The 11,826-nt window shown below is 43.4% G+C and carries 7 protein-coding genes; 5 read left to right on the forward strand and 2 right to left on the reverse strand.

Going from position 1 to position 11,826, the window contains the following annotated elements; genetic code table 11:
* Window positions 1-12: 12 nt before the first annotated feature.
* Complete coding sequence (locus tag HLI_RS16410) at window positions 13-2,088, forward strand: sensor domain-containing diguanylate cyclase (RefSeq protein WP_128525993.1); 2,076 nt, start codon at window positions 13-15, stop codon at window positions 2,086-2,088.
* A gap of 441 nt (window positions 2,089-2,529) precedes the next feature.
* On the opposite strand, the gene HLI_RS16415 is transcribed toward HLI_RS16410, so the two are convergent.
* A complete protein-coding gene (locus tag HLI_RS16415) occupies window positions 2,530-3,177 on the reverse strand; it encodes a haloacid dehalogenase type II (RefSeq protein ID WP_164908593.1) in 648 nt (215 codons plus the stop codon).
* A 279-nt stretch (window positions 3,178-3,456) separates the two neighbouring features.
* Between HLI_RS16415 and HLI_RS16420 the strand changes: the two genes are divergently transcribed.
* Window positions 3,457-4,338 (forward strand): COX15/CtaA family protein, encoded by an 882-nt coding sequence (locus HLI_RS16420; RefSeq protein WP_128525995.1) that lies wholly within the window; start codon window positions 3,457-3,459, stop codon window positions 4,336-4,338.
* Window positions 4,339-4,472: 134 nt separating this feature from the next.
* Here HLI_RS16420 and HLI_RS16425 read toward each other — a convergent pair whose 3' ends face one another.
* The gene (locus HLI_RS16425; protein WP_128525996.1) at window positions 4,473-7,676 is read right to left on the reverse strand and encodes a DEAD/DEAH box helicase; all 3,204 of its coding nucleotides are present in this window, start codon (window positions 7,674-7,676) and stop codon (window positions 4,473-4,475) included.
* A 64-nt stretch (window positions 7,677-7,740) separates the two neighbouring features.
* On the opposite strand from HLI_RS16425, the gene HLI_RS22175 reads away from it, so the two are divergent.
* From HLI_RS22175 to uvrB, 3 genes are all read left to right on the forward strand, one after another.
* Window positions 7,741-7,863, forward strand: coding sequence for a hypothetical protein (locus HLI_RS22175; RefSeq protein WP_277750295.1), 123 nt, complete (start codon window positions 7,741-7,743; stop codon window positions 7,861-7,863).
* Window positions 7,864-8,029: 166 nt separating this feature from the next.
* The gene (locus tag HLI_RS16430; RefSeq protein WP_128525997.1) at window positions 8,030-9,619 is read left to right on the forward strand and encodes a peptide chain release factor 3; all 1,590 of its coding nucleotides are present in this window, start codon (window positions 8,030-8,032) and stop codon (window positions 9,617-9,619) included.
* A gap of 220 nt (window positions 9,620-9,839) precedes the next feature.
* A complete protein-coding gene (gene uvrB, locus HLI_RS16435; protein ID WP_128525998.1) occupies window positions 9,840-11,819 on the forward strand; it encodes an excinuclease ABC subunit UvrB in 1,980 nt (659 codons plus the stop codon).
* Window positions 11,820-11,826: the final 7 nt, after the last annotated feature.

The raw sequence follows: 11,826 nt of genomic DNA on the forward strand, positions 1-11,826 counted from the left end.
GAGGGGATATCCATGGAGCGAGTGAGAGATTTGTTTGATATAGGGATGATGAGTGATTTATCGGACCGCAACCCTTATGAGCAATTGTTACATATGCTGATGGATGGAATATCTGATTATATTTTTTTTATGGAAGTGGTCGATCGCAGACGTTTTAAATATGTTTATATGAACCATGCAGCACAGGCGCACTCCCCGATAGAAGGGGCAGAGTGGAATGGTAAATATATTGAAGACCTGCTTGGGCATGAAGAATCCAGGGATTTGATAGATTCATATGAAAAAGTAGTGGCAAAGAAGGAAGCACTTACATTCGAAGATGAAATTACCATAAATGGCACTCTATTCAGAGGGCATACAGTGTTGACGCCGACGATCAATGAGGAAGGCAAAGTCACCCACATCGTAGCGATCACCCGTAACATTACGGAAGTGGTGAAAAAAGAACGGGACTTAGCCAGAATCAATGCCATATACCGATCTTTGATGAAAAATACGACAGATGCGATCTTGATTGTTGATACGGATGGAAACGTGCTGGAAGCGAATCAGGCGCTTGAGGAACTTTATGGTTTTACGAAGAAAGAACTTCAATCCTCCACGTTTCCTTTCGTACCAGATGAAAGCAGGGAAGAAGCCGAGGGATTGATCGGAAAAGGGCTTAAAGGATTCGAAATATCCGGATATGAAACGGTAAGGGTACATAAAGATGGGAGCTTCATTGACATTTCTGTAACCGTTTCCCAGATTCAGAACGGAGAAGGAGAAACGATCGGAATCAGTGCAATTGTCCGCGATATTACTGAGGAAAAAAGAGCGACGAGGCGATTAGAAGCAAGCCGGTCGCGTTATCGCTCATTATTCAAGCATAATCCTCAATCGATTTTGAGGCTGACTTTTCAAGGTGAAATCACCAAAGCTAATAGAGCTTCTGTCCGCCTTTTAGGAAAAGAGGAAGACCAGCTCCTGCATACGTCTATCCTGGATTGGGTTTCTGATCGTCAAGCCGGGGAGGTCAAGCAACAGCTGCTGAACACTTTTTTCAAAAAAGACATATGGTTTCAAACAAGTTTTTTTGTTGAAGGTGAGGAGCGTCTTCTCTATGTGTTTCTTGTGCCGATCATCGATAAAGATCAAAAAGAAGGTATTTACGCCATCCTTGAAGATGTGACGGAAAAAGAAAAGGCACACGAGGCACTACGCCAAAGTGAAGAAAAATTCCGTTTGATCGCTGATCACTCAAACGATATGATTTCTGTTTTCGCTCCTTCGGGGAGTATGATGTACGCTTCCCCCTCGCATAAGAAGTTTTTCGGGCGTGATCCTATGGCCATGTCTCCACGCGAATTGAGGCGACAGCTGGACAAAGAGGATGTGATCCAGCTTAATGCCGCATTCAATAATAGTTATGCCAGCCAAAACTCTTTTACCGTTTCAGTGAAGCTGACGAGCCAAAATGGGGAGCCGGTCTGGTTTGAATGCAGGGGTACACCAGTCGTAAGCGAACAGGGAATCGTGAGCCATTTCGTAATTGTTGCGCGTGATATTTCCAACCAGAAAACATATGAAGAAAAACTGGAACGGTTTGCTTTTTACGATTATTTGACTGATTTACCGAACAGGCGGTTATTTGAAGATCGATTAGTTCATGCGATCGCGCAATCCGATCGTACAAAGCAGACTTTTGCACTCCTTTATTTGGATGGGGACGGATTCAAGTCCATCAACGATCAGTATGGGCATGAAATTGGGGACGATTTCCTATGCCTTGTCGGAAAGCGCATGAAAGAATGTATCCGTGTGGGGGATTCTGTCGGTAGGATCGGTGGAGATGAGTTCGCCATCCTTTTAGAGAACATCGAAGACAGTGAGCAGGCTCGTGAAGTGGCAGGCCGTGCTTTAGAAAAGTTGAGAAAACCATACTATGTTAATGGACAGGAAATCGCTTCTTCCTTTTCTGTCGGTGTCGCTTGTTTTCCGGCTGATGGGCGTTCGTTGGACGATTTGTTCCGTTCTGCTGATCAGGCATTATATCAAGGGAAAAAACATGGGAAAGACCAGGTGTTATTATTTGAAGACATTCAATAATTAGATAGAGGCCGCTGAAAAATCCCTTACAATCTAGAGGAGCTGTTAAAGTTTATTGTTGCTTCTAACGACTCGCATGCCGGTGGATGCTTGCCGCGGGCACGGCCTCAGCTAACTTGGTCAAGAAAATCACTTGACCAAGTGGATCTTCGGCTCGCGCTGTACCCGCAGGCGTTACCACCGAACGCTCATGGAGGAGTAAGAGCCCGAATGTCTCATCGTAATATAAAAGCCGAGTTGAACGATAAAATCGTCCTACTCGGCTTTTATATTTGATGCATAACTCAAAAAGTTCTCGGTTGGTACCTAATACAACTGCATGGCTAAGCTCCCAGCCTCTCGATGATCATAAGTCAATCGTTTCCGTAAAGGAAGAGCGCTTCACTGCACCGCTTGTCTTATGATTGCTGAGGCTGACTAAGGCGCTTGCACTTTTGTTTCTTATGGGATCTCTTTTAAGTTCTGGATGATGTGGGTGGGCTCGATACCAAGCTCCGGCCACTTCTGCTGTTTGCGGTTGACCCATGCAGTATGGAAGCCATAGGATGCAGCCCCCGCGATATCCCAGGGGTTGCTGGAAAAGAATAGGATTTCCTCTTTTTCGTAGCCGAGCTTTTCATGAGCATACCGATAAGCTTCTGCATGTGGTTTATATACTTGCACGTCGTCTGCGCTCAACAGGCTGAACATAGCACTCAACTCGTTGTTCTCTAATAACGGCTCCAGCATCGAACGGGTGCCGTTTGAGAATATGGTGAACTTTTTATCTGGGTGATATTCAGAAAGTGAACTGACTTCGTCATAAGGGAGTAGTCTTTCATATTCATTCATTAATTCCTCGACGACTTCAGGCTTTACTGAAACCTCACTATACGCTAAGGCGTCCAGTAAAGCCCAGCGTGTGATATCAGTGAATGGTTTATATTCATCCATCAGCTGGCGGACGAGAAAGTAATGAATTTGCCTGTCGCGCCATTGTTGACTGATGAAAGGACCCTGATCAGGAAAGAATTGATGAATCCTCTTCATCACACTGTGAACATCGAAAACTGTTCCATAGGCGTCGAATACATAGGCTTTATAGGTCATAAATAGTAAGCTCCTTTCTATGTGGAATACATTTCCCTTCACAAAAAATGATAAACAGGGGAAGTTAAGATGGAGATAGAAATACACCGCGGGCAGCAGCTTTTGAGTCGTTGTTAACTTCCCCATATCTGGCCTGGGATAGATGGAAAATGGGCGTTCACAAAAAGTTCATGAGCCTTGAACATCTTTTCCGTTCTCTATCTTTTGGTATTCATGATATGATTTACTGAGGAAGCTAATTATTATATCTCATGATTTAAATAGAGAAAGGGTAAGACGATGAAAAAATTCTCCATTCTGACTACATTCGTAACGTTTCTCGCACTCATCCTAGGAAATCTCGTCGTTGCGACAGATTCTGGAGATGCCTGCGGGACATCATGGCCGTTTTGTAACGGTCAGGTAATTCCGGATTTTACGGATTATCATGTCCTTATTGAGTATTCTCACCGCATGATGGTACCATTATTGATTTTTCTGACAACCATTAATGCACTTGGAGCCATCTATAAATATCGAAAACGTAAACCGGTCCTTATTTTAGCGATTATGAGTTTAGGGTTGCTGATTTTCCAATCGATCATTGGTGGATTGAATGTATTGCTTGGTACACCGCCAGGATTCACAACCTTTGATGTTACTTTCAGCCAGCTGCTGTTGATCGTCCTTGTTTTGTTAAGTTACAGTTTGCATGAAGGTAAGATTGAATTGAGCCGGGAAAGCTGGTCTTCGATTTCCATGAGTTACCGCGCCTTTTTTATTGGATACAGCATTTATGTATTCCAGGTGATTTTAGGGGCTTTCTTTAAGCATAGCCGGGCGAGCAATGTAATGTTGGATATACCAGCCATAGAGTATTTGATCAAGAGTGAAGCTGCTGCTAACATGATTTATTCCCTGCACTGGGTGGCTACTGTGGTCATCCTTGTAGCCGCGATCTGGTTTGTCATCTATGCTTCAAGGTTCAAGTATCATATTACATTGTCGTGGTTGTATTTGATCACCATTCTATTGAACGCAGTCGTCGGTTTTGTCATTGTCGTGACTGGAAATATCGTATTGGCCTCATCCCTTCATATGATCATTTCCACGGTGACGATGGCAGTGGGAGCAAGTATTCTCGGAGGATACTGGTTCAAACTTCAAAAGAAAACTATATGATAGGAAGCTGCCTAATAAAGGCGGCTTCCTTTTTGAATATTAATGGAAAAATATGGATGACTTGAGGTGGGACTTTATTCCACCTCAAGTCATCCAGTAATTACCAAATAAAAAAGAGCCATAGCGGCTCTTTTTTATTTGAATAGTTGTTTGATTTCTTCTTCGCTTAAGGATGTGAGCATGGATTCTCCTGGCTGGATGATCTGGTCGACGAGGTCGCGTTTCTTTTGTTGCAGTTGGTAAATGCGCTCTTCGATGGTACCTTCAGAAATCATCCGGATCACTTGGACGACTTTCTCCTGACCGATCCGGTGGGCCCGTCCTGCTGCCTGTTCTTCAATGGCTGGGTTCCACCATAAATCATAAAGGATGACAGTGTCTGCACCCGTCAAGTTCAATCCAGTACCTCCAGCTTTCAATGAGATGAAGAAGGCATCTTTTTCACCTTCATTGAAGGCTTCAACCATTTCCATCCGTTTATCAGACTTTGTACTCCCGTCTAAATAAAACGCGTCGAGTCCTGTTTTTGCAAGCTCGTTATGCATCAAAGTCAACATGCTTGAAAACTGGGAGAAAATGAGCAAACGGTGGCCGCCTGCCTTCAGTTCATTGGTGAGTTCCTTCAATTGTTCAAGCTTGCCGGACTGTCCTTCATAATTTTCTAAGAAAAGTGATGGGTGGCAACAAATTTGTCTCAGTCTGGTAAGTCCTGCGAGTATTTCAATCTTCCCACGCTGAATTCCTTTTGTCGCGATCGTCTCCTGGATATCGTCCTGAATCCGTTCTAAATAAGCGAGGTAGACTTCTTTCTGTTCTCTCGTCAATTCGGAATACTGAACAGTGTCGATTTTATCCGGCAATTCGTCAAGCACCTCAGTTTTCATCCGGCGCAATATGAACGGGCGCGTCATCAGCGAGATTTTCTCAGGTTTCAATTGCGTGAACTTTTTCTTGCTTGTGAAAAAGCCTGGCATGATGGTGCGGAAAAGGGACCATAATTCTTGCAGCGAATTTTCGATCGGCGTCCCACTCAATGCGAAGCGGTGCTTTGCTTTGATAGACCTTACGGCAACTGCTGTTTTTGTCGTTTCGTTCTTAATGGCTTGGGATTCATCCAATACCATCGCATGGAACTTCTGGTCTTTATATGCATCAATATCCTGCCTGAGAAGTGGATAGGAGGTAATCCACACATCCTTTGTGGGAGCATTGGCCAGGGCTTCCTGTCTCATTGTTGGATCCCCTGTAAGAATCTGTACCGATAAACCTGGGGCGAATTTTTCGATTTCTTTTTTCCAATTATAGACAAGGGAAGCAGGTGTGATGATGATAGCTGGCTCTGTCATCAACCCCTGTTTTTTCTCGTGCAACAAATAGGTGATCGTCTGGACCGTTTTTCCAAGTCCCATATCATCTGCGAGGACGCCGCCTAAGCCGTAATAGCTGAGCATCTTCATCCACCGGAAACCTGTCAGCTGGTAAGGGCGCAAATCTGCTTCGAGCCCTTGGGGTGGATCGATTTCAAATGACTGTGGTGATTTCAAGCGGTCAACGAGCTCGTTGAACAATTGGTTCCTTTCCGCGTCACTTGGATGCAGCGCGTCTTCAACCTGCAAGCTTCTAGCAGTTGATAATTGGAATTGGTTGTTATCCAAGTCTGACGAGCTCAAGTCAAGTTCATCGACAAGATTTTGAAAACGTTCAAACGAATCCGATGTCAGTGAAAGAAGGGCCCCGTCAGAAAGGCGGTAATACTTTTTCCGTTCGATTACAGCCTTTAATGCCTCCGTGACATCATCAGAGCTGATTCCATCAATTTGGAAATTGATATCGAGCCAACTGCCATCACTTTCCAGTTCTACAGATGTTTGCAATTCATGATGCTCTTGATTGATCAATGATCGGACAGCAGAGGATAGATACACATCACTGTAATCTTTCAGTTTGGGCAGATATTCATAAAGGAAAACATCCAGTTGGTCTTCATCCTCTATATAGACCACTTCCCCATCAAACTTGAATTCAGCGGACTCTATGATTTGCATGATCTCTTGTTCAGTTTGACGATCACGGCGGACGATCGTCTGTTCAGTGAGAACTTTTTCATTGAATGGGTCAATGGATAAATCGCCATAATGGAATTTCACATCGATGGTCAGTGTCCATTGGGAAAAGTCCAAATACGTTTCCGCGCGTAAGGGTTCCTGGATGATTTTCTGTTGGGCAGATGAGTCCAGGTTCACGTCAGCGATTGTTTCTAATTCAGGGAGAACATAGGATACAATGCCTTCCATATCATGATGGCTCACCGTATGGTTCCCGTTTGAATTGTAGGGAAGAAGCGTGTATAGAGTGCGAATCACTTCTTCCTTCTCCTGATCGATCGGATAGAAGGTTCCTTTTTTGAAAAGGAGATGATAGTCAGAAAGATAATCATAATCTTTCAGGTGGTTCATGTGCATATGAAAATGTCCACGCTCTTCAGAAACGTAGAAAGATAAATCGGGAAATTCATCTTGATAGTCGATGAGGCCGGTTGTTTCCCCGCGTTCAACTACAACAGCCCGTTGTTCTTTTAACAAAGGAAGTAGTTGATGGATAAGTCCTGGCGAAATCTTTAATATTTTTTGCTCAGCAGTATTCCATTGCTGCTCATAAAATTGTTCCTGCTCGTAGGAAGTCTGCAGAAGATGGAAAATCTCCCTGTCTTCTTCTGAAAGAGTATGTTCAGAAGGGTCATAAGTGAATTTCTTAGTGATTCGATAGGAGTGATCCTTGTGTATATGTTCAAGGAGTTCCCGAATATTCTTGATCACATAAGGGTACCCCTCACCAAGCTTAAGTTCGATCCCTAGGCTTTTTGTGCCTAGAATGGATTGAATATGAAGAAAGTATTGGATTTGCAAGGGTTTCTTTAAATCCTGTGCTCCACGATTCTCCTGGCGTTGACGGAAAGCTTCAAACAAGCTTACTGCAAACATCCGGTCTTGATTCGGCATGTTGGTTGTTGTACGACTTCCCTCTTCTGCAAGTTTTGGAGCGAATTCTTCGAGTGCTTTTTCCCTGATGGCGATAAGGACAGCAGCAATATGCTTGCACGTGTAATAGGTTGCATAGGCCGCGCATTCACAAGTAGCTTCTACATCTTCATCTTCAAAAAAGAAAACGCGGACTTCATAGTCATGTGTCCCCGCTACGACCGCTCGCCATGATCGGATGGCGCTGTTATGAGAAAGTCCATAGACTTTACCTGACTCAAAATATTGTTTCCCTCGAGTATAAAAAGTTTGCCCTGTGATTTTCTTTATATCATTTGGTTGTAATAAGTAACTCTGCATAAAATGGCATCCTTACTATCAGTTTTTATCCCCATTATAACAGGTTTGAAAAGCAGGGGAGAATATGAAAGTTCAAAAACCTTTCTACCAACCCCATAAACTTCCACCTCAAGTCATCCAGAATCTGGATGACTTGAGGTGGAAGTTTATGGAACCTTTCGCAAGCTGGTTTGTCGGTTGTGATTGATTTTAATGGTGGGTTATGCTAACTTTCAGAGTATAACCAAAAAAATTCTGAGAAGACGCTTGTTAGTGTGAGCGCTTTTTTTATGGAGTGAATCGGCCGATGTAAAAACGTATATCCTACCTCATTCCAATATGTACAGAAATCTTAAACAATGGAGGATATCACGATGAGTCAAATACAAGAAGAAATGAAAAAGCGCCGTACGTTTGCTATTATCTCCCACCCGGACGCAGGGAAAACAACTATGACGGAAAAAATGTTGCTATTCGGTAACTTGATCCGTTCAGCCGGTACGGTCAAAGGTAAAAAATCAGGGAAATTCGCAACTTCCGACTGGATGGAAATCGAGAAACAACGTGGGATTTCCGTCACATCAAGTGTAATGAATTTTCCGTACAAAGGTTATCAAGTCAACATCCTGGATACACCGGGGCACGAAGATTTCAGTGAAGATACGTATCGTACCTTGACAGCGGTGGACAGTGTGGTCATGGTCATCGACGGAACAAAAGGAATTGAAGCCCAAACGTTGAAATTGTTCAAAGTTTGTAAAATGCGTGGTATTCCGATTTTCACTTTCATTAATAAAATGGACCGTGAAGGACGGGAGCCTCTGGATTTAATGGAAGAAATCGAACAGACTCTTGATATTGAGACATATCCTATGACGTGGCCAGCTGGCATGGGTAAACGATTCCTTGGTGTGTTTGATCGTGAAAATGAGCAATTTGTTCATTACACAGGAAACGAAGAGGAAAATTACATTTCTTATGACGACCTCGAGCAATATCCTGAACTGACAGAAAATGCAACTTTCCAGGAAGCTCAAGAGGAAATGGAAATGGTAGACGAAGCGGGTGACACCTTTGACATGGATAAAGTGTTGAAAGGGGACCAGACACCTGTATTCTTCGGTAGTGCGTTGGCGCCTTTCGGTGTGGAAACATTTTTCAATTCGTTCATCGAAATGGCACCTGAACCAGCACCAAGAAAATCAACCGAAGGATTCGTTTCACCTGAGCACGAAGAATTCTCAGGATTCATCTTTAAGATTCAAGCGAACATGAATCCACAACACCGTGACCGCATTGCTTTCGTGCGAATTTGTTCAGGTAAATTCGAACGTGGAATGAATGTCACCTTATCCCGGACAGGGAAAACATTCAAGCTTGCTCAGTCCCAGCAGTTCGTCGCTTCTTCACGAGGAACAGTCGAGGAAGGGTATGCGGGCGATATTATCGGAATCTATGATCCGAACGTCTACCGCATAGGAGACACCATTGTTACCGGTAAGTCGAAGTTCGAATATGATGAACTGCCACAGTTCCCCCCTGAACTATTCAAAAAAGTGACAGCGAAAAACGTCATGAAATCGAAACAGTTCCGAAAAGGGTTGGAACAGCTTGTCCAAGAAGGAGCCATCCAACTGTTCAAGCGTTACCGTTTTGAAGATTATATTATCGGCGCCGTCGGTGAACTTCAATATGAAGTATTCGAATACCGGATGAAGAATGAGTATAATGTGGATATTGAGTTGACTCCATTAGGTGAACGGATTCCACGCTGGTTGAAGGAAGATCAAGTGGATGAATCATTATTTGATGAACGGAATATGCTGGCAGAAGACAGAGAAGGAAATCCTGTCGTTCTTTTCAAAAATGATTTCTCACTCCGTTGGTTCCAGGATAAACACCCTAAGATTGAACTCACGGATTTATTCGAAGTAAACCAATATAATCAAACCTTTGAAAATTAATTTATAGAATGACCCTTGAAAGCACTCTGACTAACAGAGTGCTTTCTTTTGAGTTGTAAATGGTAATAAATGTTATACCTGAGGTGGGGAATTTTAGCACCTCAGGTATAACATTTATTACCAAAAGACTTCAAAACCGAATGTTTGTTCGTTTTATGTTAGAATGGTAAACTGTTGTGGTAAACTAAATAAGAACTAGTAAGGAACGGAGGTTTTCGTCGTGGAGGGGAATTTTGAATTATTTTCACATTTTTCACCTGAGGGGGATCAACCGCGAGCGATAAAGCAGCTCGTTGAAGGGATCAACCGTGGGGAAAAGCATCAGACGCTACTAGGAGCCACTGGTACAGGAAAGACATTTACGATGTCGAACGTCATTGAACAAGTGAACAAGCCGACGCTGATCATTGCTCATAATAAAACGTTGGCCGGTCAATTATATAGTGAGTTCAAGGAGTTTTTTCCGAATAACGCCGTTGAGTATTTTGTCAGCTATTATGACTACTATCAGCCGGAAGCATATGTGCCGTCCTCGGATACGTTCATAGAAAAAGATGCGAGCATCAATGATGAAATTGATAAATTGCGTCACTCTGCAACATCCTCATTATTCGAACGTAATGATGTCATCATTGTCGCCAGTGTTTCTTGTATTTACGGTCTGGGTTCTCCCGACGAATACCGCAGTCAGGTTCTATCGATAAGAACGGGAATGGAGAAAGATCGCGATGAACTTCTGAGGAATCTTGTTGATATCCAATACGCAAGGAATGATATCGACTTCCAGCGCGGAACGTTCCGTGTCCGAGGAGATTCCGTAGAAATAATCCCGGCTTCCAGAGAAGAACACGCCATGAGAGTGGAGTTTTTCGGAGATGAAATAGACAGGATCCGTGAAGTCGACGTACTCACTGGAGAAGTTGTCGGAGATCGGGAGCATGTCGCTATTTTCCCGGCTTCCCACTTCGTCACCCGTGAAGAAAAATTGAAAAAAGCGATAAAAAATATAGAAAAAGAGTTAGCTGTCCGCGTGAAGGAATTGCGTGATCAGGATAAATTGTTAGAAGCTCAACGGATTGAGCAGCGTACCAATTATGATTTAGAAATGATGAATGAGATGGGCTTCTGTTCTGGTATCGAAAACTATTCAAGGCATTTGACTTTCCGTGAAGAAGGAGCGACTCCTTACACGTTGATGGACTATTTCCCTGAAGATTCTCTCATCATGGTCGATGAGTCCCATGTCACCTTGCCTCAAGTAAGAGGGATGTATAACGGTGACCGTGCTCGTAAACAAGTGTTGGTGGATCATGGTTTCCGACTTCCTTCTGCTATGGATAACCGCCCGCTCATGTTTTCAGAATTTGAAAATCATATTAATCAAATTGCTTATGTATCAGCAACACCTGGGCCTTACGAAATTGAACATACACCGAAGATGATTGAACAAATCATCCGGCCGACAGGATTGCTTGACCCTGAAATTGAGGTCCGGCCGATTCATGGCCAAATCGATGATCTTGTAGGAGAAATCAATAAACGCAAAGACAGGAATGAACGAGTCCTTGTAACGACATTGACGAAGAAAATGTCTGAGGATTTGACCGATTATCTGAAGGAACTTGGCATCAAAGTCGCCTACTTGCATTCGGAAATCAAAACGCTTGAGCGTATTGAAATCATCCGTGACTTACGTGTCGGAAAATACGATGTCCTTGTCGGAATCAACTTGTTACGAGAAGGAATCGACATTCCGGAAGTATCGCTTGTCTCCATCCTCGATGCGGACAAAGAAGGTTTCTTAAGGTCTGATCGATCATTGATCCAGACGATTGGACGTGCTGCGCGTAACGAAAATGGGCGAGTGATTATGTATGCAGATAAAATCACCAAATCGATGCAGTTTGCGATTGATGAAACTTATCGACGTCGTGAAAAACAAATCGCTTACAACGAAGAACACGGCATTACACCGACCACGATCAAAAAAGAAGTGCGTGATGTCATCAAAGCGACAGCTGTTGCGGAAGAAGAGGGAGATTATGAGCTAGGCAAGAAGCCATCAGAGATGACGAAGAAAGAACGTCAGGAATTCATCGATAATATGGAAACGGAAATGAAACAGGCAGCGCGCGATCTTGATTTCGAACGTGCCGCTGAACTACGTGACATTTTGTTGGAACTAAAAGCGGAGGGATGATTAGAGT

Origin of the sequence: Halobacillus litoralis, from assembly GCF_004101865.1 — a bacterium.
Lineage (GTDB): Bacteria > Bacillota > Bacilli > Bacillales > Halobacillaceae > Halobacillus > Halobacillus litoralis_A.

Coding starts and splice junctions, on each gene's coding strand:
- HLI_RS22175 (WP_277750295.1), top strand. CDS start 7,741: ATGAAAGTTCAAAAACCTTTCTACCAACCCCATAAACTTCCACCTCAA.
- HLI_RS16410 (WP_128525993.1), top strand. CDS start 13: ATGGAGCGAGTGAGAGATTTGTTTGATATAGGGATGATGAGTGATTTA.
- HLI_RS16425 (WP_128525996.1), bottom strand. CDS start 7,676: ATGCAGAGTTACTTATTACAACCAAATGATATAAAGAAAATCACAGGG.
- HLI_RS16420 (WP_128525995.1), top strand. CDS start 3,457: ATGAAAAAATTCTCCATTCTGACTACATTCGTAACGTTTCTCGCACTC.
- HLI_RS16415 (WP_164908593.1), bottom strand. CDS start 3,177: ATGACCTATAAAGCCTATGTATTCGACGCCTATGGAACAGTTTTCGAT.
- HLI_RS16430 (WP_128525997.1), top strand. CDS start 8,030: ATGAGTCAAATACAAGAAGAAATGAAAAAGCGCCGTACGTTTGCTATT.